The organism is Pseudoalteromonas sp. OF5H-5 (genome assembly GCF_021530695.1).
Classification (GTDB): Bacteria; Pseudomonadota; Gammaproteobacteria; order Enterobacterales; family Alteromonadaceae; genus Pseudoalteromonas.
Genome location: NZ_JAKGBF010000011.1, coordinates 186,696 through 212,473 on the forward strand (window position 1 = coordinate 186,696; position 25,778 = coordinate 212,473).

The following is a 25,778-nucleotide window of genomic DNA, read 5'->3' on the forward strand; positions in this document are numbered from 1 at the left end:
AATCCATTTAGGAACCAAATAATTCAGTTCCTCTTGGAATACTAATTACAGTTTACTCGAAAAGCGGTAACCTGCACCACGTACGGTTTGCACTAAGCGATCGTGGCCAAGCGGTGCGATAGCTTTACGTAAGCGACGAATATGAACGTCTACAGTGCGGTCTTCAACGTACACATTAGTGCCCCATACGTGATCTAACAGCTGTTCACGGCTATAAACACGTTCAGGGTGTGTCATGAAGAAATGTAATAAACGAAACTCTGTCGGCCCCATATCTAACTCAGTGCCCGCAGATGTCACTCGGTGAGAAATAGGGTCTAAACGTAATCCGTGAACTTCTATCGCTTCTTCTAGCGACGTCGGTGAAACTCGACGCATTACCGCTTTAATACGAGCCATTAGCTCTTTAGGAGAGAAAGGCTTTGTCACATAATCATCCGCACCAACCTCTAATCCTTTAACTTTGTCTTCCTCTTCACCTCTTGCCGTTAGCATGATGATTGGGATCTGACGGGTATATTCACTTTGCTTAAACTTTTTAGCAATTTGAATACCACTGCCTCCTGGCAGCATCCAGTCTAGTAGCACCATATCTGGATAAGGTTCTACCATAGCAGCAACTGCTGAATCATAGTCTTCCGCTTCAATTGCTTGAAAACCATTTTGCTCTAGTACGAACACCAACATTTCTCTGATAGGTGCTTCATCATCAACTACAAGTACTTTACGTGACATTCCCAATGTTCTCTCGTTACCGACGTTGTTGATGTCATTATTATGACTAACTGTGACATTTTTATGAAAGTGTAACGTGTAAACGCAAAACAAGCCAAAAAAATCTCTTTTTTGGCTACAAAGGGAATACCTTATTTATTTGTAATAATATGATTTTAAATATATTTCATACTAAAATATTGGTCTCAAAATAGTGTTTTCGAAATATGGACTACGATCTCCAAACCATACTACAAAAACTACGCTGCAATTCACCGCAAAATCAGCATGCTTTTTGTAAATAGCCTTACGCCTTTGTAAATTAAAAGTCATATCTCAATGTGACCGCCATCGTGTTGTGATCTTCGTTGTTATCCAAAGAAAATTTCGAATACCAAAGATACATACGAGCTTGTTTACTTAGACTTTTTTCCACACCTACTGAGGCTGCATTGCCAGAGTCTTTCAGCTTACCTGCAGCCCCATCCGAATCTTGATATTGAGCCAGTAAGGTATATGACTCAATCTGGTAAGCAGCACTCACCATGAAGCTATCTACTTCTTCATCACTATCAATCGCTTCATTTTGTTGATACATACCGCCGAGTTTAAAGTCCCCTAGTTTTCCTTGTACCGTCACGCGATTAATGTCTTGTCCCGCAACTTTATTGTCGTGGGCAACAGCAACATATACATTGGTTTTTTTGAGTTTGCTATCACCGTAACTTGCCGACAAAGATAAGCCATCTTCACCGTTTTGTTTGCTGTTGTCTTCGGCAATATAACTCACTGTAAACTGCAAATGATTAATAGCCGGAGTTGTATATTGCACGGTGTCACCAAGGCGATTTTCACCAACAAAGAACGAATTAATATCACCAGAAAAGTCATTCATTAAGTCCACTTTGCCTTGCGACTTTTTCATCGGTGTATCATCACGGCCGATCAGGAGCTGACCATAGCTCCCTTTAACCCCAAGATACTGAGAGCGTGCTGTAAGGTTATCACCTGACTTACCATCTTTGTCTTGATCTGTGATCTCAACTTGGAATTCATATTTATAAAAGACCTCAAGCCCATCCTGCAGCTTTGTCGATCCCTTTAACCCCATGCGAGAGTTATAACTCTCAATTGAAGTATCGCTATCACCGTCTTTATCAGAGTTTTGCACCCCGACATGAGCTCTACCGTATAGAGATACAGCTTCGTTTGCATAACTACAAACACTCATAGAGCAAAGGCTTAGAGCAACAAATGGTAGGTATTTCATTTTCACCTTTGATCACCTTGGATAGTATTTGGGCGCAGTACAACAAGGTTTGAGATGCCGAAGCCAGACAGAGAGGACGTAGCGAACAGATCTCGTATTGTTAAAGTTAGACACTTTTAGCTGGAGATCAAGAAACTGACTCCGGGATCAGTATTTTATTAACTGCTAGAGATCATCTATAGTCAGGATCAGATTTTTACCAACAAGATCGTCCCCAAGATCATTTTCTTACTAACCTCTTACTACTTAACGCTGGATCACGTTGGTATAAAAATGATCTAAGCGAGGCTAACTTATTGATCTGAGGTTTTGAAATATATCTACTTAGTTAAACAATGATCTTTGTTAGTAAAGATCTGATCCCTATTTACCTCGCTAGTAAAATGGCGATCTAAGTATATTTTCATCCAGCAAACCCTATTAAGCTAGGTTTAAAATCAAGGATCAGATACAAAAAAGCCTCTATTTCAGAGGCTTTTCGAAGTATCAAAGTGCGATGCACAATTTTACTTAGTCAAATTTTGATCCGGTAAGTTATTTCACTTTAGGATCTAACTCACCAGTTAGATATCTCAAGTGCATATCATCAAGTGAAATTGGCTTGATCTTAGCTGCTTGACCTGCTGTACCGAACGCTTCGTAGCGCGCAATACAGATCTCAGTCATCGCTTTCGTCGCTTCAGCTAAGAATTTGCGTGGATCGAAATTGCTTGGGTTTTGCGCAAGGTGGCGACGAATAGCACCTGTTGATGCTAAACGTAGATCGGTATCGATATTAACTTTACGAACACCGAATTTAATACCTTCAACAATTTGCTCAACCGGTACACCGTAAGTCTCAGGGATTTCACCACCAAACTCATTGATGATTGCTAACCAGTCCTGCGGAACTGAAGACGAACCATGCATTACTAAGTGAGTATCAGGAATACGAGCGTGGATTTCTTTGATGCGGTTAATTGCTAAGATATCGCCCGTTGGTGGACGAGTAAATTTATAAGCACCGTGTGATGTACCACATGCAATAGCAAGCGCATCTACATTGGTTTTCTTGACGAAGTCTGCAGCTTCTTCAGGATCTGTCAGTAGCTGATCTTCTGTTAATTTACCTTCAGCGCCAATACCGTCTTCTTCACCAGCTTCACCAGTCTCAAGAGAACCAAGTACACCTAGCTCGCCCTCAACAGACACGCCACACGCGTGCGCCATTTCAACGGTACGACGAGTAACGTCCACATTATACTCGTAGCTTGAAGGCGTTTTACCGTCTTCCATTAGAGAGCCGTCCATCATGACTGATGAGAAACCAAGTTGAATTGAGCGCTGACATACAGCAGGTGAAGTACCATGATCTTGGTGCATTACAACTGGAATATGAGGCCATTCTTCTACAGCCGCTAAAATCATGTGGCGGATAAATGGTGCACCAGCATATTTGCGTGCACCAGCAGAACCTTGCACGATAACCGGACTATTTGTCTTGTCCGCAGCTTCCATGATCGCACGCATTTGCTCTTGGTTATTCACGTTAAATGCCGGAACGCCATAACCATGCTCAGCTGCATGATCGAGAAGTTGACGCATACTGATTAAAGCCATATTGCTTTTCTCCAATTGTTGATAGCCACCGCTATCGGTTTGAACGGATAATATGTTTACACCAGCCAATGCTGATAAGGTTAACCACTTTATTTGTTGGCTAACCGGACGCTACGCGTCGTCAAGCAAACATCAAGTATGTGAGAGAGTGATGTTTACCTGATATTAAGAGGCAGCTTAACGCTACCTCAATCAATTTTAGTCTCTAGCTCGCTGCTCAAGCATGGCGACCGCAGGAAGTGTTTTACCCTCAAGGAATTCAAGGAAAGCACCACCACCAGTAGAAATATAAGAGATATCTTGCTCAACACCATACTTATCGATAGCAGCTAACGTATCGCCACCACCAGCAATTGAGAATGCTGACGACTTAGCGATGGCATTGGCAATCGCTTCAGTACCATTACCAAACTGGTCAAATTCGAATACGCCCACAGGGCCATTCCAAACCACAGTGCCAGCATTTGCAATGATCTCAGCAAGTTGAGTTGCAGTATCAGGACCGATGTCGAAGATCATGTCTTCGTCTGACACTTCGCTTACATCTTTAATGGTAGCAACTGCAGATTCTGAAAACTCATTACCTACAACCACATCCGTCGGAACAGGAATATCACCGTCATTCGCTCTAGCAGCGGCCACTAGCTTGTTCGCTTCAGGGATCAAATCCGCTTCGTACAGCGACTTACCGACAGGGTTACCCGCTGCAGCAATGAAAGTATTTGCAATACCGCCACCAGTCACGAGTTGGTCAACAACCTTAGACAATGAATCAAGCACGGTTAGTTTGGTTGATACTTTAGAGCCGCCAACGATGGCCACCAAAGGACGAGCTGGGTTATCTAGTGCTTTGCCAAGTGCGTCTAGTTCAGCCGCAAGCAATGGACCTGCACAAGCCACCTCAGCGTATAAGCCAACACCATGTGTTGAAGCCTGTGCGCGGTGCGCAGTACCAAAGGCATCCATCACGTAGACATCACAAAGCGCTGCTAGTTTTTTCGCAAGTACTTCATCGTCTTTTTTCTCGCCAACGTTAAAACGCACGTTTTCGAATACGATAACTTCATTGTCTTGTACATCCACGCCGTCAAGATAGTCAGTCACTAAACGTACATCTTGAGATAACGCATCATTAAGATAATCCACAACCGGCTGCATAGAATATTGTGCATCATATTCTCCCTCAGTTGGACGACCAAGGTGAGACATCACCATCACTTTAGCACCTTTTTCTAGCGCTAATTTGATACTAGGTAGTGCAGCACGGATCCGCGCGTCCGACGCGACTTTGCCATCTTTAATTGGCACATTTAGGTCTTCGCGGATCAACACACGCTTGCCGTTTAAATCTAAATCCGCCATCTTAATGACTGACATTGGACATCTCCTTAAAGAACGATACATTTTGTTATCTACAAGGCAGCAATCGTTTGCTACCTCGGTTTGAATTATTGTTTTAATTTTGTGCAGACAATTTGATTATAACAGCGTCTGAAACAAATGATTAGCCACGCATCATCACGCAAGCGGTATCAAGCATACGATTAGCAAAACCCCACTCGTTATCACACCAAACTAGTAGCTTAACCAAGCGCTTGTGACTCACTCGAGTTTGCGTACCATCTATAATACAAGAATGTGGATCGTGATTAAAATCAACCGACACTAGCGGCTCTTCAGTGTAGCTCAGTACCCCTTCTAAACGGCCACCAGCAGCCTGCTTTAGAACTGAGTTTACCGCATCAATTGTGACATTTTCATTGAGCGTCACACTCAGATCCATCGCCGTAACATTGATTGTTGGCACCCGTACCGCGATCGCCTCAAAACGACCTTGGAACTTAGGTAAAATACGTTCAATACCGCGAGCCAGCTTAGTATCAACAGGAATGATGGATTGGCTTGCCGCACGCGTACGACGCAAATCACTGTGATAAGCATCAATCACTTGTTGATCATGCATAGAGGCGTGAATAGTAGTAATAGCACCGGACTCAACACCAAACTTATCGTCTAGCACTTTAATTACCGGAACAATACAGTTTGTTGTACATGAGCCGTTAGACACAATGGTGTGCTCAGGTAACAGTATTTCTTCGTTGATACCGAAGATCACCGTCGCATCAACATCAGCATCAGCAGGATGTGAAAATAATACTTTCTTTGCCCCAGCCTGAATATGCGCAAGTGCGTGCTGACGAGAATGATAGACGCCAGTGCAATCGAGCACCACATCAACATCCAGCGCGCGCCAAGGCAGGTGACTTGGATCTGGCTCTGAAAATAACTGGATCTTATCCTCAGCTACTTCCAAAAAAGATTCTGTTAACGAAACTGGAAAAGCAAAACGCCCATGTGAGGTATCGTATTTTAGAAGATGCGCGATCCCTTTAGGATCCGCCAACTCATTGATGGCTACAATTTGTATTTCGTGGTGACGACCCGACTCATAGAGTGCTCTTACGATATTACGCCCTATTCGACCAAAGCCATTAATTGCAAGCTTGATTGTCATTAAATTGAAAATCCATGAAGTCGCAAGTACGAAAGTTCCCCTTCGTTTTGATGGCGCTATTGTAATCGACCTGAGTGAAATGTGTAAGGGGCTAGGGCAATTTTTTAACTCAAGTTAAATCCGCAATTTTACATTTACCGCCAGCACAAATGGCCTGAGATTGCGCCAACAGTAGTTCCGCTGTCGCTAAAGCATCGCTAAGCGCATCATGCAATTGGTGAGGAGGTAAACCATAACGCATTCTACAAGCGTTTAGTGTTAATGCATCTTGCGCCAACGGATAGCCTTGCTTTAACACACGACGCTTATCTATCAGCATGGTATCTAACAACAAAGCAGGTCTTACGTTTAGCTCAAAGCGCTGAAATGCCGCCTTAAGAAACGCCCAATCCATCTGTACGTTATGACATACCAACACTTTACCGTGGAGCGCGCGCTGAAGCGCCAGCAACAAAGTTTGTAAGGACTCACCATCTGCCAATTGACTACTATCAATACCGTGAAAAACTGGACTTTGTGCAAGCGTTCGCACTTCACTGTTCAAATGATACTGTGCATCTTTCACTTGGATCCGCATATTTTTAATCGGCAACCAACCAGCCGACACAATTTCATGGCGCTTAGGATCAAGCCCGGTGAGCTCAAGGTCTAGCACCACCAACTCGGCTTGCGCAAACGGCAGATGTTTATAGCGCCACTTAGCAACAGAGTGAGAAAACCAGTTCATTGCTTATAAACTCCCTCGAGCAAACTTAAATGCACTCGCCTGCTGTGCTTGTTTGACTAAATAAAATGCTTCTTTGAGTTGATGGCGCTCAAGAGAAGAGAGGTTTTCTGGGTTAATACAATTTCCTGGTAACCCTTCACGGTTGATTTGGGTCTTTAACCGCAATTGTGTTAAAAACCGCCAACAGTCTTTTAGATTGTCGATATCCGATTTAGCAAGTAATGGGCTTTTAGTCAGTGCCTCTAGGCGCTCTAAGGTGTTAGCTCTTGCAACCCCAACCTTTAGCGCATACAACCTAACCACGTCGTTGATAATGGCAACCCCACGTTTTTTCAAATCTAAATACTTATGTTTGCTCTTGTCTTTTTCCAGCTTAAATTGTTGAAAGATCCCGATCGGTACCGAGTTTGCGTTGATGTCTGTCGCCATTGCCGCATAAAACAACTCGTTTCGACTGATCTGCTCCAAAGATTGGCGCAGGGTCGCATAGAGATCGCTGGCGCCATCAATAAAACGCATATCAAAGTAGATCTTGCAATTAAGCATCGCTTTTGGCGTAGGAGACAAGATCCACTTGCTAAATTTGGCGGTCCACTGGGCAACTGTGCCACGGCAATCTGCATTACTAGCCATGATATTTCCCGGGCAAGATTGAATACCGCACTCGTTGAGTTGCTCACAAACAAACGCGCCTAAAGCAGCAAAGTAACGACGATCGTTTTCGCTGATATTGTCTGGTAGCAACAAACCATTGTCTTGATCTGAATGTAAGGTCTGCTCTTCTCGTGCCTGAGAGCCAAAACAGATCCACGCAAAACGGCATGGTGCAGCACCATGCTGCTGTTGATATAAATAGATTAATCTTGATGTTAGCGCATCAGTGAGGCCACTTAATAGCTTGCCAATCAGTGAAATATCTTCGATATGATAGGAAAATTGACGCAATAGATCTGGGATCTCCTGAGCGCAGTTTTTGATAGCCAGAAGATTTTGTGCTTTATAGATCCTGCCAATAAGTTGCACCGGATCACTTTTTTGCTGTCTCAGTAGATCGGTGCTGGTCAGCATGCCCAATGGTTTATATGCTTCATTTAACACAGGCAAGTGATGGATATTGTGCTTAAGCATTAAATGCAGGGCCGAAAACACACGGTTGTTTTCAAAAATATGTTTTGGCTTTTCCGTCATGATCTCAGCAAGTGGAGCACTGGGATCTTTGTCTTGCGCTAGAACTCGATTGCGCAGATCTCTATCCGTCACAACGCCAACCAAGCGCGCTTGCTCCGTGACCATAATTGATGAAACACGATGCTGGCTCATCAATTTGGCGGCCTCACGAATACTCGCTGTCGGCGCGATAGTAACCGCATCTTTAGTCATTAGTTCAGATATTTTCCGCTCTGACCAAGTTTCGCTTTGCTGTTTATAACGAGAAGAAAGTAGTCGGTTAGCGTGTGCTCTAACAAAGTATTGCTCAAAAGGTTTATATTCTCGGCGTAAAAAATCAAAGTTCTGCTCATTGAGAATATAAACCAAGCCATCTTTTTGAACTTCGATGCGATTTTGAATAGCATCACCGGTTAATAAAGAAGGATAACCAAAGTAGTCTCCCTCGCTCATACGACCAATGACTTCGTCTTTTGCTGAGATCAGATCAACCACACCTGAGCGCAGCAAATATAGATTTGGCTTGCCATCTTGAAGCCACTCTTGTTGATTCGTCTGGCTAAGATAAACAATTTCGATATGTTTTGAAAAGTAGCTGGCAGCCGCTTCGGGCAATTCAGAAAACGGGGCTTGTTTATAAACAAACTGAAAGACATCTTGAATTTCTGGCGTCATACCTAACTATCCTTTTAATCGTCTACAATTTTGCGCTATCAAAAACAAATTTGCCCAGCACGCTGGCTGGGCAAATTCGATTAGCATTGCTTAGTGTGCGTGAGCAGCGCTAGACCCTTTAGGGTTACGGATCCCATCAACCATCACTTTGACTTCTTCAGGTGTATCCGCGGTTACCTTCATAACCAGTGCAGCTACAACGAAGTTCACTAGCATACCTACAATACCGATCCCTTCAGGAGAAATCCCAAACAACCAGTTTGCAGGGGCATTTAGCTCAGGGCTGACAAACTTAAAGTAAATAATATAAGCCGCAGTGAAACCTATACCCGTTACCATGCCGGCAATCGCACCTTCTTTATTCATTCGCTTAGAGAATATCCCCATGATAATTGCAGGGAAGAAACTCGCCGCAGCCAACCCGAAGGCAAATGCAACCACCGAGGCAACAAACCCTGGCGGGTTTATACCAAAGTACGCCGAGATTGCGATAGCTACCATCGCCGCTAAGCGCGCAGCCAGCAATTCTTGTTTATCGTTGATATCCGGCTTGATGGTACGCTTCAACAAGTCATGTGATACCGATGTTGAAATAACCAGTAGCAAACCAGCGGTTGTCGATAGCGCCGCAGCAATACCACCTGCAGCGACCAATGCAATCACCCACGCAGGCAGATTCGCAATTTCTGGATTTGCCAATACCATAATATCGCGGTCAATCTTCACTTCGTTTGCACTTGCAGGATCATCAATCTTGCCTGCAGAGTACTGCATTTTGCCATCACCATTCTTATCATTGAATACGATAAGGCCTGTTCTTTCCCAGTTTTTCACCCACTGTGGTGCTTCTTCATATACCGTGCCACTACCATCTTTACCGTTGATAGTGTCGATCATGTTTACGCGAGCGAATGACGCAACAGCAGGTGCAGTTGTATATACGATAGCGATAAACACTAAGGTCCAAGCAGCTGAAATACGAGTGTCTTTTACTCTAGGAACGGTGAAGAAGCGAACAATTACATGTGGCAGACCAGCAGTACCAACCATAAGTGCAGCGGTAATAGCGAATACGTCAACCATACTCTTAGAGCCTTCGGTGTACTGCGCAAAACCGAGCTCGGTACTGAGTCCATCTAGCTTGTCGAGTAGATAGGTGCCCGAGCCATCAGCCAACGTCGCACCAAAACCAGTTTGTGGTAGTAAATGGCCTGTCATCATCAGTGAGATGAAAATAGCAGGAACTAAATAAGCAAACACAAGTACACAATATTGAGCGACCTGTGTATAAGTGATCCCCTTCATACCGCCAAGTACCGCGTAGAAGAATACAATCACCATTCCGATGTAAACACCCGTTTCAATATCCACTTCGAGGAAACGAGAGAACACCACACCAACACCACGCATTTGACCAGCAATATAGGTAAAACAGATGAAGATAGCACACAGGATCGCAACCACACGTGCAACCTGAGAATAGTAACGATCACCGATAAAATCTGGTACCGTGAACTTACCAAATTTACGCAAATAAGGTGCTAAACACAGGGCAAGTAATACATAACCGCCGGTCCACCCCATCAGGTAAACACCGCCGTCGTAACCAGCGAAGGAAATAATCCCCGCCATTGAAATAAAGGACGCTGCACTCATCCAATCTGCAGCAGTTGCCATACCGTTTGCAACAGGAGGTACACCGCCGCCAGCAACATAGAATTCATTCGTGGACCCAGCTCTCGCCCAGATAGCGATACCAATATAAAGCGCAAAACTAAGGCCGACGATAATAAAAGTTAAAATTTGAACATCCATCGATTAGCTCCTCACTCATCCACGCCGTATTTTTTGTCCAACGCATTCATTTTTGAAACGTAGACAAAAATTAACGCAACAAAAGTATAAATTGCGCCTTGCTGAGAAAACCAAAATCCGAGTTTAAATCCAAAAAAACGAACTTCGTTGAGCACATCAACTAACAGGATGCCGAATCCAAATGAAACGACAAACCAGATAGCGAGTAGCTTAAACATCAAGGCGAGATTTTCTGACCAATATGCTTTCGCTTGTTCTTCACTTTTAAAAGCCATTTTAAATCTCCTATCACCCGCTCCAACATGGAGCAAGTTGTGTTAATAGACCTTAATGAGAGTAGCAACGGCTTGGTAAGTTGAAATTGAGACCTTAGTCGTAACGGCAAATTAACGTTTACGTAAACTGCAGATACGTGATATTCATTAAAATTAAAAAATCTTTATAAACAAAAAGATAAGTCAAAACAGGTTGGATGAAGATGTATTTTCAATGAGTGGATACGACAGTAAGACATTAGTCTAACTTGAATGGTGAATGAACGTCTTTACTCACCAAGAAAAACTCTAATACTTTGATTTTAAATAAGATATAAATCTCAAATAAAATTATAGAGTAAACTAGACTATGGGTGCCATTTGTTTGCTAAAGTATGACGATATTAATACCAAAAACTATAACAAACATTATGACTGCCATTTTACTCCTTGTTGCCGCTGCTTATATTGGTGTACTTTTTTGGCTCGCCAACTGGGGAGATAAAACCACCCCCCGCGCACTCAAAATTAGTCATCATCCGTTTGTTTATGCCTTTTCCTTAGGGATTTATTGTACCTCCTGGACTTATTACGGCTCGGTAGGTACTGCGGCCACCAGTAGTTGGCATTACTTCCCCATTCTTTTAGGGCCCATTTTACTGTTTTTGTTCGGTCAGGGTTTTTTGCGCAAACTCATATTGGTCAGTAAAAAGCAGAATATCACCACCATTGCCGACTTCATTTCGGCACGATACGGTAAACGCCAAACTACGGCCGTCATGGTAACGATGATAGCCCTATTGGCAACCATTCCGTATATTGCACTCCAGCTCAAAGCCTTGAGTAGTAGCTTTTTGTTATTACAGCAGGATGAGCAAGTATCTGGCACTGCGCTCGCATTAGCTGGCACCTTGATCATGGCATTATTTGCGATTTTCTTTGGCACTAGAAAGGTAGATGTGACTGAGTATCGCTCAGGGTTGATGTTGGCCGTTGCTTTTGAATCTATCGTTAAGTTACTCGCACTCGGTATTGTTGCCGTGCTTGCATGGCAATCTTTAGCTCAAGTTCCTGACTCATTTGAAGCATTGAGCGAACATTGGCAATCTTTTGACTTCTTTAACTTCAACTTCGTTGGACAAACGCTTATGGCAGCGGCTGCCATCGTCTGTTTGCCCCGACAATTTCATGTTGTGGTGGTAGATAACCACAACACTTCACACTTAAAAACCGCACGCTGGGCATTTACGCTTTACTTGTTATTGATAGCAGCCATGATCATCCCAATCGCTACCGCCGCTATCCACCCCGATATTGGCTATGGTGCGGCACCGGATAGTTTCGTACTTGCTTTACCTATCATGATGGAGCATCAGATCCTCGCTACATTTGTCTTTATCGGCGGTTTATCAGCGGCAACGGCCATGATAGTCGTTGCGACTCTCACACTTAGCACCATGTTATCGAACGATGTAGTATTGCCTTTGTTGTTCAAGCGTAAATTTAAGAAGAACATTCTTAACAGCAGTTTTAAGAGTCAAATACTCTTAGTTCGACGCTTTGTTATCGCCGCAATCTTATTGCTTTCATATATGTACCAGCAATGGTTTGGTCATGGTGAAGCACTCGCAAATATGGGCTTAGTTGCCTTCTCATTGGTGACTCAGCTATTGCCTGCAATTGTCGGTGGACTTTATTGGCGCAAAGGCCATGCGTATGGCGTATATGCGGGGCTCATCGCTGGTTTTATCTGCTGGATGCTATTTCTTATGTTCCCAATTCTGGAAGCAGGTGGATTACTTGATTATGAAATGCGCCAGACCCTTATCACCCGAGGAACTTTACTTGCACTGCTCGCTAACATTAGCTGCTATATTAGCTTTTCTATCGGTGCACAGGAGCGCCTAATCGACCGTATTCAGGCCGCGGCATTCGTAAACCCTAAAGATCAGGCTGCTCTCTCTAAACGCTTGAATAAACAAGTTCGCGCTACCGTGTATGACTTTAAAGTGCTACTACAAACCTTCTTGGGCGTTCAGCGTAGTCAGCAACTGCTCGGGCACTATGCTCAAAATAATATTTTAGAAGATAATGACGCGTACCCAGCTCCTGAATTTATCTCATTCTGCGAGCGCGCACTCACGGGAGTGCTCGGTGCTTCATCTGCCCAAGCTCTGATCCGTACCGTGTCATCGGGTCGCCAAATGGCATTTGAAGAGGTGGTTAACTTTTTTGATGAAACCACACAAGCACTACAGTTCAACCAAAACCTACTTTATACCTCATTAGAAAATCTAAGCCATGGGATTTCGGTTGTTGATAAAGATCTAAAACTTGTTGCATGGAACAGGCGTTATCACGAGATGTTCGCCTACCCAGATGGTTTCTTAGAAGTCGGACAACCGATAGAGGAAGTGATCCGATTTAACGCCGAGCGCGGTGAATGCGGTCCTGGTGAAATTGATAAACACGTCGATAAACGAGTTCAACATCTGAAAAATGGCACTCCTCACCACTTTATTCGCCACCGTCGTAATGGCCAAGTATTTGAGATGACGGGGAACCCGCTGCCTGAAGGCGGGTTTGTGACGAGTTTTTCAGATATCACTACGCATATTGCGACGCAAAACGCACTGGAAGAAATCAATATGGATCTAGAGAACCGTATTGAAGCCAGAACCCAAGAGATCCGCACTATTAATATGGATCTTAAAGCGGAAATAGCCAATCGTCACGAAACAGAGCAGGCGTTAATGGCAGCTAAAAAAGAAGCAGAACAAGCAAATGAGAGTAAAACCCGCTTCTTAGCGCTTGCGAGTCATGATATTTTGCAGCCACTCAATGCCGCACGCCTATACTTAGCGGCGATTGATACCCACAATCTAATAAGTAAAGATCAGGGTAACTTTGAAAAACTCACCGATAGCCTAGACTCCACCGTACATCTGATGAGTGCGCTTTTAGATATTGCAAAACTAGAGCAAGGTGCAATGAAACCAACCCCTAGGCATTTCAACATTGACGATATCTTACTACCACTGGCAAATGAGTATGCCATCATTTCAAAAGAAAAAGGTCTCGAGCTTAAGGTGAGAAGCTCCCACAGCATTGTGCACAGTGACACCACTTACCTGCGCCGGATCATTCAAAACCTGGTTTCCAATGCCGTTAAATATACCGACAGTGGCAAAGTGCTCATCGCCTGTCGACGCCGTAAACATAGTTTAAGGCTTGAAGTGTGGGATACCGGTCCTGGTATTTCAAACCATGAGCAGAATAAGATCTTTAACGATTTTTATCGTATTCAAGCAGGCGATAATAAAGGTATTGGGCTTGGGCTTGGTGTTGTAAAACGTCTATGCGATCTCTTATCCATCACAATTTCTGTGAACTCGGTTGTCAATCAAGGCAGCCGCTTTGCCATAGACATACCCTATGGCAATGTGGATTTACTCCAAGTAAAAGAAGATATTAGCCAAAAACCGCAAAGCAAAACTCAACTTAATGTCATCGCGGTTGATGACGATCCGAAAAACCTAGAAGCCATGGCGAGCCTGCTAGATAAATGGCATTGCTACTATCAGCTGTTTTACAAAGTAGAAGACGCGCTTGCTTACGCAAAACATAATACCGCACCAGATGTTATTTTGATGGATTACCAACTTAACGATAACTGTGATGGGATCTCATTGATCAAATCGCTACGCACCATGTGGCAAGATACGGTTCCAGCTATTTTAATTACCGCCGTGAGGGATGAAGAAGTAAAAATCGCCGCTAAAAGTGAGCAGATCCATTACCTGTCTAAGCCAGTAAAGCCAGCAAAACTCAAAGCTCTGCTCAACCATGGACGGTGATCAAAAAAGCCTAAATAAACTTAGGCTTTAGTCTCGGATATCAAAGCTTTACCATTATTGTAAAGCTAAGCAAGAACTAGTGTGATGCCAGTGCCAGTAATTGATTTTCAGCTTCTACGAAGTCGCTAACTTGTTCGGCTGTATAAAAAATCTCTCCCTTCACAGTCATCACTAAACTAAACTGGCTCTTGTGCTGTGCAATAAACAACTCATCAACAGTCACATCCGAAATCTCTTCTATCAGTGGTCTTATCCCCTAAATTATCATTATTTGGACTGTCTGGAGATGAATCATCAGAGCCAGAACCTGCCAATAGCAAACCCAAGGCAATACAACTCAACGTAAATCTATTTTTCATGGATATCCCTCCTCGGTCCTTTAAAGTAACGCAACACGGTTCTTTACGTGCTTTCATTGCGATGCAGTTACACCTAAGTGATAACTTCACTATTGAACTATCTGACAAAAATCGTCTTAACGAAAAACCTGTGAGATTTTTTCTGCCAGCTAGAAATTAATTACATTTGATACCTATTTGTTGCTAGGATAATGAAGTAATAACAAGATAGGGAATGCGCATGGATATCATTGCACTGCTGGCCGATTGGCAAAGAGGCAGCAAAGAAAGTGAGAAAAAGCTTAAAGCCTTAGTTTATAACCACTTAAAAACCGTTTGTAGTTTACACCTTGAAGCACACAAGAAACAAATGGACGCGACATTCATTCTAAGCCATTTGCCTAATACTACCTGCCTCTTGCACCAATCCTTAATGGAATTGATCCCTCCAAGCTATGGCATTGAGCATAAGACACACTTTAATCGCTACTTAAGCCTTTTTGTACGTAATATGCTACGAGATGAAATTCGCAAATTAAAAGCACAAAAGAGAACACCACCTACTTATTGGATTGAAGAAGCTACAGAGGCACCTCCTGACCAATATCTAGCACTAGATAGTGCCCTTTCACTGCTTGCGAAACAACACCCAACAAAAGCAGATATTTTTTCACAGCATTATTTTTTGGGCCTTGAGCCTGAACAATTGGCTCAGCAACTTAATATTTCAACAGCGACTGTTTATAGAGAGCTCAAAGCCGCAAAAGCCTTTATCAGGGTAAATGCGTAAAATAATAAAGGAAGCCCTATGACTTTTAATGATGCGCTCAGCGTATTTGATCACTTACTTGACAATTATTCTCAAAACCTGACCGCGGGTTTAAATAGCATACCCGAATTGTCGCCACAACTGAGAGATGAAGTAACGGCATTAATCTCAGCACATGAACAAAATGTGCAGCAAACTTTGTTTAGCAATATCATTGCGGCTCAAGTAGATACTTTAGATGCAGATAAAGATTTGCTTTCACTCACCGGTGAACAGATCCAACACTTTAAACTCAAAACGCTACTGGGCTCGGGCGGTATGGGGGTGGTGTATCTTGCTGAGCGCTGCGACGGCCAACTAGAACAACAAGTCGCCATTAAAATTATTGCGCCATCAATCACTTTGTTAACCTCAAAAGAACTCGCGTTTAAAGAAGCGCAATATTTGGCCCGCTTAAACCACCCCAATATTGCTAAAGTGTACGACGTTGGCACAACAGAAAGTGGCCTAATTTACCTAATCATGGAATACATAGAAAGCGACCCCTTACAGCAGTTTTGTGCAACTGCGACTAATGATGAAATGCTGAAGCTACTGATTAAAGTATGTGATGCAGTAAGCTACTCTCACCAAAATCGAATTATTCATGGTGATTTAAAGCCCGATAATATCTTGGTGGATAAGCTGGGTGAGCCAAAACTGGTTGACTTTGGCGTAGCTCATACGCTAAGCGAGCAAAGTAACGCAACCTATTCAGCATATATCAATGGGCTAAGTAGAGACTACGCCAGCCCAGAGCAGCTTGCTGGAGAGCCATTAACCACACAAAGTGATGTGTATAGCTTGGGCAAGATCTTAAAAAAACGATTAAATTCGGAAACTAATAGGGCTAAAGTTAATGCTGATTTACTTGCAGTATTAGACAGAGCAACTTCAGCGGCCTTATCAATAAGATATAGTTCAATCGCCTTATTGCAGGCCGATCTTCATGCAGTTTATGAAAAAAAGCCTTTATCAGCTACAACAAAGAAAAATACAATTCTTTATAGGTTGCAAAAACGATTCTACCGTCAGCCATTTCTTACCTCACTTTTATCTGTAGCAGTACTTGCAATCATCACAATGACCGCAGCACTGATTGTTAAAAACCAACACTTAAATGAACAGTATCAGCAAAAGTCGGCAATTGTTAACTACTTAAAAGATGTCTTTTATGCCGCAGATCCGAGATATTACAACGGAGAAAAGCCTGATTATGCACAGCTTCTATATTCTGGTAGCGCTAATTTAGACACTCAATTACCTAAGCAGAACGACGCCAGAATAGAAATTAAAGAAATTATCTCTCGCGCACTATTATCACTCGGAGATTATGAAAGGGCACGAATGCTGTTAGAGTCAGATATAGATAGCAACAAGCTCAATATACCCTTGGCAGAAACCATGTTCTATCAAGGTGCTTATGACCAAGCTGATGAGCTATTAAGCAAACTCACTCTAAGGTATGGTAGTGAAGAGTGGATAGAAAAAATCATCATTAGAAGTGCGATTCAATTAAAGCGAGGCAACAATAAAGAAGCCGTTGAAACGCTAGATAAACTTGCAAACCTAGTTCCAAGCACCGCAAACCAACAAAGACAGCTCATTCAAGCATCAGTAAAAAAAGCCATAGCTTACGATGAGCAGAGCATGTTTCAAGAAGCACTGCAAGAAATACAAAAAGCTGCTAAGCTGGCAGAAGCCACCTACCCTGCTGACCATATTGGCCTACTTGATGTTTACAATACTCATGGCAACATTCTAAGTAGCTTAGGTGAGCTTGAAAAGGCCAGTAAGATATATAAAAAGCACCTTAACATTACCAAAAAGGTACTCGGTGAGCAGCACCCTTCCACCGGTAATGCATACAGAAACATCGGCTTTATAGAAGAAATGCAGGATCATTTCGAACTCGCGATCGAGTATTACAAGTCTAGCGAGTCCATTTTTTTAGAAAGTTATGGTGAGGACCATGAACAACTGGCATTTTTATGGAATGACATCGGGATAGCCTCACGCCTACGAGGAGACTTTGAGCAATCAGAGCACTATTTATTGAAAGCAGCTACAACCGCCAAAAAGGTGCTAGGTAAAAACAACCCCAATGTAGCTAGTATTTTAGGTAATCTCGCCATTGCTCAATTTTATTTAAAAAGACACGAGCAAGCTATCGATACGCTAAACTCCGCTTTAAAAATTGATTTATTATCATCGGGAGAGCTTCATAGCCGAACTGGTCATAGGTATTTCTGGTTAGGTTTTGTTCATGCAAATATTGGGGAGCTGGAACAAGCAAAAAAATATAACTCGAAATCAGTAGATGTATTTTCGCAGATATATCCTAAGGGAAATAAAACGACTTGGGACGCAATCATGCACAAGTTAACTATACAGTTGTCAAAAAAAGAGTATAAACAACTTGAAGAAAGCTTTATAGCTGCTGAAGAGTTTATACGAAGTTCAGCTGAACAGACTCGTTTTTCGAATGATATAAATAAGGTAAAGGTGCTTAGTGCGTTAATTAGAGGAGATATTGAACAAGCGAAAATAGCATCATCTAAAATTGATGTAACGGTTTCGCATGATAGTAGCGAGGCATTACTTAATTTTTGGAAAAATATTCCGCATAAAAAACACACAGATTTATCTAAGGCTAAACAACAAACCTATAATCACCGAGGAGTCAGACGGATAGAAGAACTTCATAGCTTGCAAAACTGCTACATTAACAAGCCTATTTCTGAGTGCAAAATAGCAAGTCCAGTGTTACTTTTGCTCTAGTTTTGCAGAATAATGGTAATTTCTGGCAGAGCCTTAGCGATAGCGGTGCTTAACTTACTTTTCTCAGTTCAAAATTGGTCAATTAATTAACGCTATTGGTATTAAAGTCAGACTCAATCTTTAATAATTGAGCCTGGCTTACTAGTTATACGCAGTTCGTTTAAGCCATTGGCTAATGAGGGTAGACCTTGATGTAGCGTGTGTGTTCATTGACTTCAATGACCATATAAGACTTACCGTAGTAACCCAGTTCTGCATAGTTGCCATCAACGCCATTCGCTAGGTTTTGGTGGTTCAATACGTTGCTTGTTATGTAAGTTTGATACAAGTTTCCATTGTGATCCTTAACTGCATCAATGTGAGCATACTCATTGTCTTCGACCATAATGACGTAATATCTGTAAGAACCATAAAACCTTCTGGCTGATGCTGAGTCGGTATCACCAATTTTTTTGTATCCGTGCTCTAGCGGCGTAAGCCACTCATTATGATTGGCAAGCCTATTATTGCCGGCAAAAACAGAATATTTATGCCTGCCTGGCGCCGCTTGTATATATTTTCTTGCTAACTCTCTGTCATAAAAGAAGTATTCTTCTGCCTCACCAGAGCAATTATTGAATGCATCTCTTCCCCAGCACAACAACAACTTGTCTGGCTCTGAGCGATAGATACCTATGTAATCAACATCGGAGCCATCATCAATTCTGATGAAACCGTCAACGATTGTGTACTCAAGGGTGATGTTTCTTCCATTTACAACCGCACGAGCCTCTCTATCACTAAAGGTAATCTCTGTGAGCTGAAACGATTTGTCATTTCCTGAAAAATAAACATTGTACAAGGTTTTTCCATTCAACCATGAAGAACTAAATTTGGATATATTCCCCTGCTGTTTTGGATAAACTCTGAAATAAATCTGATCACTTGTTCTGGCACCTTCGTTGTCTTTTACTTCTAGATAGACTGTAAGTATTTTCTCTTCATCGGTTTCTGGAATAGTGAAGGTTGCAATACTATCAGATACGCTAAATGGTAAATATTGCTCCCCCATCTTCACATACCAACGCCGACTCAGAATATAACCATCAGGGTCATTGTAGTGTGCTGGCAAAGAAACATTTTCTCCAGAAGTAAGCTTGTTACTAACTGGGCTGATTATTGCTACAAAAGGAGAAATATTTGACTGGTTTTGAATAAAGCTTACCTTAAACTTTTCATCTTCCAGTTTATTACTCTCCGTCTCGATCGACAGTTTATAATCATAGACTTGAAACTCAGGAGAGACGTTATGCTCGCCACTACATGCAATTGTTGAATTATCTGAGCTGACACAAGCAAGTAGTACTTTATCTCTGGATTCAGTTTCTATATTGACAATTAACTCATCAGCTTCAATGCTCGAAACTTCGTCTAATAACAGCGAAAACTTTATGGAATCTAATTCTTTAATCTCACTATTTGAGACTTTGATTTCTGTTTTCTTAGTGAAAAGCCCAAACTCATGAGATGTATTGAAGACCTTAAAATCAGCAATGTTTACAGATTCATCGTTAATTTTTCGTATGTGTTTATCAGCGCTTAAGATGATATCTAGCATTCTTCCATCTTCAGCTAAAATTTGTGGGTCACTGAAGGTTTGTTTTAAGTTGCCAGTTGGCTCCTGATTAGAAACTGCTAATTTATATAGTTCATATCGTTGTAAGAACAGATCAAGGTTGACCCAAAAAGCCCTAATTTCCTCTGGTTCAGTAATTAATCCAGGAGGAATTTGACTTCTAGAGTTAGTAAGAAAACCATCTTGTATACCATAACCGTTATAAAGTGCATCACCATTATCACTATTGAGAGTCGTTTGTACTGTACTAATAAATTTTTCAAAGTTGAATCCGCCGTTATTTCTTAATGACGCGTACCTCTCTATTTGGAATCCTAGGATTTTGTCACTTACCTCCTCAATTTCCTTTATCGGTTTGGTGATTACTGCTTCTAAATACCAAGACACAAAGTCTGTAGGCAATATACCAGTAGCGCCATTTATTAGTCCAGTTGCTCTGGTAATATTACTAAGCGTACTGGCATCGAAAAAATCGAAGCCGAATTCAGCGGCTTCTACAATTAACTCTGCATCGTCTATAAAGTCCGTGAATGAAAAACCGGCTTCAGCAAGTTTTTTATATTGGTTGGCTAAGGTATTGGTATAAATTTCCTCTTCTTTAAACTGATAAAATGAATCTGCTAAATATGTGTAGTATGCACCTGTGTTACCATCTGTTATTGCAGTTAGATCGTTATAAATTGATTTTCCTAAATACCACGATGAGTAGATATCAAAAATTGTAATTTCTGATTCTTTATTGCTTTTTCCATTTAGGTTTAAAATTTCTACCCATTCGTCATCGTTGAGGTTGTAAAGCCTTTCACAATCTTCTTCTGTAAGGCCGCTATAATTTTTATTATCACATGCACCCTTTACCATTAACTCAAGGTTATGGATTACCGCTTCGGATTCACTTTTTCCAAAAATGTCTTTTTCAAGTATGAAATCGGTAAAGTGTGTGGTCTGAAAATATGCATGTTTAGAAGAAGTGTCTACATATATTGGTTTTATGCTTTCAATAACATTACCTTGTGATATTCGTGTCGCTATGATGCTTTCAGGATCAATATCACCGTGATACGCTAGTTTTATTGTGACAGGTACATCGAAGGTCGTACCGGAGGGCTCTAAAGTTAATATATCGCTCTTTAGTACTCCATTAACACCATGAGTGCTTTCTGCAGAGCTTAGCTTTGCTGATATCGTAAGGTCTCCTCCAGATGAGCCGACGGGGAAATAAACTTCTGAGCTGGTGTTGGTATTATCAACAAGGTGCATCGTATTGTCCTGATCAGCAACGATGGTTGCTACTTCTACAGCTTCTTGCTCAAGGACGGTTAGCTGTCTATCAGTTTTATAGAAAACCCCGTTCTCTGTAGACAATGATATTGATACTTTATTAATGCCGCTTTGTTGTAGCTGTAGGCCTTCATTAGCATTCATAAAATCTGAGTTGTTTAAAGAAATTCTGACACTGGTGCCAAGGGGCTTTTCTGTTAAATTTGGATATATTTTATCGCCTATATTGAAATAGCTATCATTACTAATAACTAGTTTACTTTCAAGCTGCTTAAAAACGAAATTAAGCTTTTCAAGGTAGTTGGCTTTATTTTTATAATCACTTAAAAGGTACTTACTTTTCCCCATGAAAGTGCTTTCTAGACCTTTATGAAAGTAGGAGATATCACGATAAGATATAGTACCATCGCTATTTAGATCATTGATTAGAATATTTGCAAAGTGTGATAGTTGCTCATTTAGGTTGTTATTTCTAATATCTTGAGCGACCGCTTGGTAGATAATGTCAGAGAGAAGCGAGATAGCCATACCATTATCGAGTATATCGTGGTTGAAAACTAAACCATACTCCACAGCATTTTGACTTTCCGAGTTGTTGATACTCCCAGATACAGTGACGTAATAAAGCTTATTTTTCTCTATTCTTATTTTTTCAAAGAAAGCTGCTTTTGAATTTTCATCGAATTCCCCTGTGCTAATTCGAATACCTGGGTTTTCAGTATGAAATACAGCAACGTTTGTAACAGTTAAATCATCAATCAGAATGGGGACTTCAATATTTTGAGTTATTTCAACTTTTACTCTATCTCTGGCTTCATTTCCCGAATCATCACTAACAGTGATTTCTAACTCAGCATATCCATAGAATGGTGAAGAAGGTAGCTCAACCAATGTCTCTAAACTATTAACGTTTTCAATCGCTAATGTGGGGCCACTTACTTGTTGCCACCTAACAGCTTTAATTTTATTTTGTGTATCTACGGAAGGTCTTAAATTTACAGTATTACCCGACACACCCACTATATCTTCACCAGCATCAACTGAAAGCTCTGGTTTTATCTGAGAAAACTCAGCTTGGACGAAGCAAGGCTCTCGAATTTCCCCCGTAGAATAAACGTAATTATTAAGGCTTCCTGAGCAACCACTCGCTTCACTAATTTCAAAGCCCTCACTAGGAATGAGGGTAAAGCTAACAGTGCCACCATAAGCTACCGTTTGCGTACTAGGTGAAATGGTACCGCCTTCACCTGCACTCGCATCCACAGTATAGGATTTTTGGTTAAAACTTACACTGACTTGGCAAGCAGAAGTAATGGTGCCAGTGATGTAAGTGTTGCCAACAAGTGTTCCGTTACACCCAGATACTTCAGCGATGCTAAATCCAACAGCAGGTGTTACAGTAAAGCGGGTAGTATCACCATAATTAATAATTTGTGTACTAGGTGAAATACCACCGCCTTCACCAGCACTCGCATCCACAGTAAAAGTTTGTTGACTAAAGCTAGCGTTGATTTGGCAAGCAGACGTTATCACGCCAGTGGTGTAGGTGTTGTCAGTAAGCGTGCCGTTGCATCCTGTTACTCCACTTATTTCATAGCCTTCATCTACCACAAGAGTAAAAGTGGCGCTATCTCCATAGCTTACCGTTTGTGTGCTGGGTGAAATACCACCGCCCTCACCTGCACTAGCATCTACGTTGAAAGTGTGCGGACTAAAGCTAGCGCTGACTTGGCAAGCAGAAGTAACCATACCGGTAGTGTATGTGTTGCCCGTCAGAGTACCACTACATCCTGTAACATCACTTATCCCAAAGCCCTCATCAGGCGAAAGCGTGAAAATCGTTGAGTCGCCATAGCTAACAGTTTGTGTGTTAGGTGAAATACTACCACCTTCATTAGCAATGCCTTGTACTATTATTTTTTGTAATTCTGCTATACCCCCGGGATCTTTAATTATCCCATTGGCAACTCCATCACTATCACCATAACCACCATCTTGGAGATGTAAAACAATACTACGCTTATCAGCAGCAAGCTGGGCGAATTCAGTAGGCATAAAATACCACGTTTCCCCATCGCTCTTAATGTAACGAGATTGCTCTGAAACTGCACTTGGGTAAGTTAGTTCAACTAAGACATCTGCACCCGGAGTTGTTGCAATATCTATCGCAAGTAACTGGAATGGCAGTACAATATCGTTACTCATCGCTGGCAAGTTTGGTTCATCTTTTGAGATAATTCCTGGGCTGCTTGTAGCAATAACTCCAGCATTATCTAGAACCTTAACTTGAAGTTGCTGACCGCTTTTTTCATCAGTAAACGTTCGTTTTGGTGTTAAGGTTTTGAGTGATATTTCGCAACTTTCTACAAGTTTAGCTACTTGATAATACTCTCCGACTAATTGACCTTGACAGCCAGTTATACTCTCTACTTTATGACTAGCATCCAATATCAGTTGAGCAGAAAGACTATCACCATAAAAGTAGTCAGATTTATCCAGCGTCAAACTTGCACCTTCTGGAAGATTTGTTTTTATAGATAACTTTAAAGGCTTGAATGAAACATCAATACTGCAACTGTCATTCACATTATTGACATGATAATTAAGCTTCTCCTTGTCCAAAAGACCGTGACACCCCGTAGCATCTGCAAGGTAATACCCTTCGTCAGGCCTCAGCTCAAAGGTGGCAGAGGAACCCGCTTCTATATTTAGACTCTCAGGAACTATCGACCCAGCCCCAGTATAAGTTGTGACCACTTTATAACTTGCTTTAGTGTTTTGTTCATTTTTTTCTGGATTAGTGTCATTACATGCAGATAAAAAACCACAAAGTAGTAATATATAGAGGCGGAATGTAAAAGTTCTCATCTAATATCCTGAGGTAGTAAAAGCAACAAAAGTTGCAAACGAATTCACGATTAGTCATCACAGTAATACCAACCTTAAAAAGGTTGATCACGTATTTTGAAGTGAACTTTCTCAACACTTAGTGCTTTTTTTTAAGACGTGACATTTTATCTGTCGTGGTCAAATAAAATTGGCCAAAGTTTTTTGTTGGTAAGCATTTATCTCACTGCCAATTAGCAGTATTCTGAAAGTTCGCTTGGACGAATTGGAATGAGGAAATGAGTTACATACTAACGACAGAGTGCAAAGATGACATAGGACTGATCGCGAAGATCACGAGCCTTTGCCATGAGCACGACCTAAACATCACGCGTAATAACGAATTTGTAGATAAAGAAGGACAGCGCTTCTTTATGCGTACAGAGATCACAGGCACACCCAGTGATAACTTTCTGACACAACTTCGTCAGTCATTACCAACTGGCGCCAAATTAAACCTATACGGACAAGAACGAACAAAAGTGGTGCTGCTTGCGACGAAGGAAGCGCACTGCTTAGGCGGCGTGTTGCTTAAACAATATGAACAAGCATTCAATATTGAAGTACAAGCAGTTATCGCAAACTATGATACGTTGGAACCCCTTGTTAAAGGCTTTGGTATTCCTTTTCATCTGGTATCACATGAAGGGTTGAGTAGAGCTGAACACGACAGTGCAATGGCCGACTTAATCGAACAATATGATCCTGATATTGTTGGCTTGGCAAAGTATATGCGGATCTTAACACCGGAATTTGTCTCACGCTTTGACGGGAAAATTATTAATATCCACCACTCATTCTTGCCAGCCTTTATCGGTGCAAAACCCTACCATCAGGCATTTGAACGTGGCGTGAAAATTATTGGTGCTACTGCTCACTTTGTTAATGATGAATTAGATGAAGGGCCTATTATTGCCCAAAATGTCACGCAAGTTAGTCATGCTCAAAATGCCGAGGAGATGGCAAAAATCGGTAGAGACATTGAAAAAACAGTATTTTGTAACGCGTTACAATTAGCCTGCGAGCATAAGCTTTTCATTAACGGCAATAAAACCGTCGTCTTTTCATAATCAAGTTCAGAAACGCAGTTTAGCAACTCAGGAAATGAACGCATGGATGCGTGCACTCCCACAATGCTGTGTATTCGGTGGTAGGAGCGAGTTTACCTCGCGAGATTTTCTATACCCCAAACAACAAAAAACCCATCGCATTGCTACAACGGGTTTTGATGTACATGGTTTTTTGCCGGAACTTCATTACAACCCATCGGCGGGTAAACCGCCTCTTAGCATGTTGCACTGTGCTGATACTGTGGTGGGAGCGAGTTTACCTCGCGAGATTTTCTATACCTGATGCCGCGCGCGAAAACTTAACGCAAATTGCGCGAAAACTGCGAAAAATAAGCTTTTAAAATATTTAAACTACTTTTCAATATTTGAACTTACAAGCTCGCACTATTGCCTCATTACTCTATGC

General features: G+C 41.7%; 16 protein-coding genes. 5 read left to right on the forward strand and 11 right to left on the reverse strand.

Annotated elements, in window-relative coordinates; genetic code table 11:
* Positions 1 to 45: 45 nt before the first annotated feature.
* The 9 genes from phoB to L1271_RS16775 all read right to left on the reverse strand — a co-directional run bounded on the left by phoB (position 46) and on the right by L1271_RS16775 (position 10,757).
* A complete protein-coding gene (phoB, locus tag L1271_RS16735; protein ID WP_010378755.1) occupies positions 46 to 735 on the reverse strand; it encodes a phosphate regulon transcriptional regulator PhoB in 690 nt (229 codons plus the stop codon).
* 301 nt (positions 736 to 1,036) lie between these two features.
* Positions 1,037 to 1,990 (reverse strand): porin, encoded by a 954-nt coding sequence (locus L1271_RS16740; protein WP_010607560.1) that lies wholly within the window; start codon positions 1,988 to 1,990, stop codon positions 1,037 to 1,039.
* A 528-nt stretch (positions 1,991 to 2,518) separates the two neighbouring features.
* A complete protein-coding gene (gene fba, locus L1271_RS16745) occupies positions 2,519 to 3,583 on the reverse strand; it encodes a class II fructose-bisphosphate aldolase (RefSeq protein WP_010378749.1) in 1,065 nt (354 codons plus the stop codon).
* A 198-nt stretch (positions 3,584 to 3,781) separates the two neighbouring features.
* Entirely contained in the window at positions 3,782 to 4,960 is a 1,179-nt protein-coding gene (locus L1271_RS16750) for a phosphoglycerate kinase (RefSeq protein WP_088529723.1), read from the reverse strand.
* Between the two features lie 127 nt (positions 4,961 to 5,087).
* The gene (epd, locus tag L1271_RS16755) at positions 5,088 to 6,098 is read right to left on the reverse strand and encodes an erythrose-4-phosphate dehydrogenase (protein ID WP_010607557.1); all 1,011 of its coding nucleotides are present in this window, start codon (positions 6,096 to 6,098) and stop codon (positions 5,088 to 5,090) included.
* A gap of 109 nt (positions 6,099 to 6,207) precedes the next feature.
* Positions 6,208 to 6,825, reverse strand: a complete 618-nt coding sequence (locus L1271_RS16760) for a 3'-5' exonuclease (RefSeq protein ID WP_235368317.1) — start codon at positions 6,823 to 6,825, stop codon at positions 6,208 to 6,210.
* 3 nt (positions 6,826 to 6,828) lie between these two features.
* The gene (locus L1271_RS16765; protein ID WP_235368318.1) at positions 6,829 to 8,667 is read right to left on the reverse strand and encodes a DUF294 nucleotidyltransferase-like domain-containing protein; all 1,839 of its coding nucleotides are present in this window, start codon (positions 8,665 to 8,667) and stop codon (positions 6,829 to 6,831) included.
* 90 nt (positions 8,668 to 8,757) lie between these two features.
* Positions 8,758 to 10,482, reverse strand: coding sequence for a sodium:solute symporter family protein (locus L1271_RS16770; protein ID WP_017216580.1), 1,725 nt, complete (start codon positions 10,480 to 10,482; stop codon positions 8,758 to 8,760).
* Positions 10,483 to 10,493: 11 nt separating this feature from the next.
* Entirely contained in the window at positions 10,494 to 10,757 is a 264-nt protein-coding gene (locus L1271_RS16775; protein ID WP_010607553.1) for a DUF4212 domain-containing protein, read from the reverse strand.
* A 410-nt stretch (positions 10,758 to 11,167) separates the two neighbouring features.
* Here L1271_RS16775 and L1271_RS16780 point away from each other — a divergent pair, with 410 nt between their 5' ends.
* Complete coding sequence (locus tag L1271_RS16780) at positions 11,168 to 14,593, forward strand: PAS domain-containing hybrid sensor histidine kinase/response regulator (protein WP_235368319.1); 3,426 nt, start codon at positions 11,168 to 11,170, stop codon at positions 14,591 to 14,593.
* A gap of 76 nt (positions 14,594 to 14,669) precedes the next feature.
* On the opposite strand, the gene L1271_RS16785 is transcribed toward L1271_RS16780, so the two are convergent.
* The gene (locus L1271_RS16785) at positions 14,670 to 14,816 is read right to left on the reverse strand and encodes a hypothetical protein (RefSeq protein WP_158299130.1); all 147 of its coding nucleotides are present in this window, start codon (positions 14,814 to 14,816) and stop codon (positions 14,670 to 14,672) included.
* Positions 14,817 to 15,172: 356 nt separating this feature from the next.
* On the opposite strand from L1271_RS16785, the gene L1271_RS16790 reads away from it, so the two are divergent.
* Both L1271_RS16790 and L1271_RS16795 read left to right on the forward strand, forming a co-directional pair.
* Positions 15,173 to 15,721, forward strand: coding sequence for an ECF-type sigma factor (locus tag L1271_RS16790; RefSeq protein ID WP_206473067.1), 549 nt, complete (start codon positions 15,173 to 15,175; stop codon positions 15,719 to 15,721).
* A gap of 18 nt (positions 15,722 to 15,739) precedes the next feature.
* On the forward strand, positions 15,740 to 18,520 hold the full coding sequence (locus tag L1271_RS16795) for a serine/threonine-protein kinase (RefSeq protein ID WP_235368320.1): 2,781 nt from the start codon (positions 15,740 to 15,742) through the stop codon (positions 18,518 to 18,520).
* A 172-nt stretch (positions 18,521 to 18,692) separates the two neighbouring features.
* Here L1271_RS16795 and L1271_RS16800 read toward each other — a convergent pair whose 3' ends face one another.
* Entirely contained in the window at positions 18,693 to 24,284 is a 5,592-nt protein-coding gene (locus L1271_RS16800) for a choice-of-anchor U domain-containing protein (protein WP_235368321.1), read from the reverse strand.
* Between the two features lie 257 nt (positions 24,285 to 24,541).
* Here L1271_RS16800 and purU point away from each other — a divergent pair, with 257 nt between their 5' ends.
* On the forward strand, positions 24,542 to 25,372 hold the full coding sequence (purU, locus tag L1271_RS16805; RefSeq protein WP_010607548.1) for a formyltetrahydrofolate deformylase: 831 nt from the start codon (positions 24,542 to 24,544) through the stop codon (positions 25,370 to 25,372).
* A gap of 34 nt (positions 25,373 to 25,406) precedes the next feature.
* The gene (locus L1271_RS16810; protein WP_235368322.1) at positions 25,407 to 25,655 is read left to right on the forward strand and encodes a hypothetical protein; all 249 of its coding nucleotides are present in this window, start codon (positions 25,407 to 25,409) and stop codon (positions 25,653 to 25,655) included.
* Positions 25,656 to 25,778 lie beyond the last annotated feature (123 nt).

Bases quoted from the DNA above. Each gene is read 5' to 3' on its own strand.
- phoB (WP_010378755.1), bottom strand. From the start codon at position 735: ATGTCACGTAAAGTACTTGTAGTTGATGATGAAGCACCTATCAGAGAA.
- fba (WP_010378749.1), bottom strand. From the start codon at position 3,583: ATGGCTTTAATCAGTATGCGTCAACTTCTCGATCATGCAGCTGAGCAT.
- L1271_RS16750 (WP_088529723.1), bottom strand. From the start codon at position 4,960: ATGTCAGTCATTAAGATGGCGGATTTAGATTTAAACGGCAAGCGTGTG.
- epd (WP_010607557.1), bottom strand. From the start codon at position 6,098: ATGACAATCAAGCTTGCAATTAATGGCTTTGGTCGAATAGGGCGTAAT.
- L1271_RS16760 (WP_235368317.1), bottom strand. From the start codon at position 6,825: ATGAACTGGTTTTCTCACTCTGTTGCTAAGTGGCGCTATAAACATCTG.
- L1271_RS16765 (WP_235368318.1), bottom strand. From the start codon at position 8,667: ATGACGCCAGAAATTCAAGATGTCTTTCAGTTTGTTTATAAACAAGCC.
- L1271_RS16770 (WP_017216580.1), bottom strand. From the start codon at position 10,482: ATGGATGTTCAAATTTTAACTTTTATTATCGTCGGCCTTAGTTTTGCG.
- L1271_RS16775 (WP_010607553.1), bottom strand. From the start codon at position 10,757: ATGGCTTTTAAAAGTGAAGAACAAGCGAAAGCATATTGGTCAGAAAAT.
- L1271_RS16780 (WP_235368319.1), top strand. From the start codon at position 11,168: ATGACTGCCATTTTACTCCTTGTTGCCGCTGCTTATATTGGTGTACTT.
- L1271_RS16790 (WP_206473067.1), top strand. From the start codon at position 15,173: ATGGATATCATTGCACTGCTGGCCGATTGGCAAAGAGGCAGCAAAGAA.
- L1271_RS16795 (WP_235368320.1), top strand. From the start codon at position 15,740: ATGACTTTTAATGATGCGCTCAGCGTATTTGATCACTTACTTGACAAT.
- L1271_RS16800 (WP_235368321.1), bottom strand. From the start codon at position 24,284: ATGAGAACTTTTACATTCCGCCTCTATATATTACTACTTTGTGGTTTT.
- purU (WP_010607548.1), top strand. From the start codon at position 24,542: ATGAGTTACATACTAACGACAGAGTGCAAAGATGACATAGGACTGATC.
- L1271_RS16810 (WP_235368322.1), top strand. From the start codon at position 25,407: ATGAACGCATGGATGCGTGCACTCCCACAATGCTGTGTATTCGGTGGT.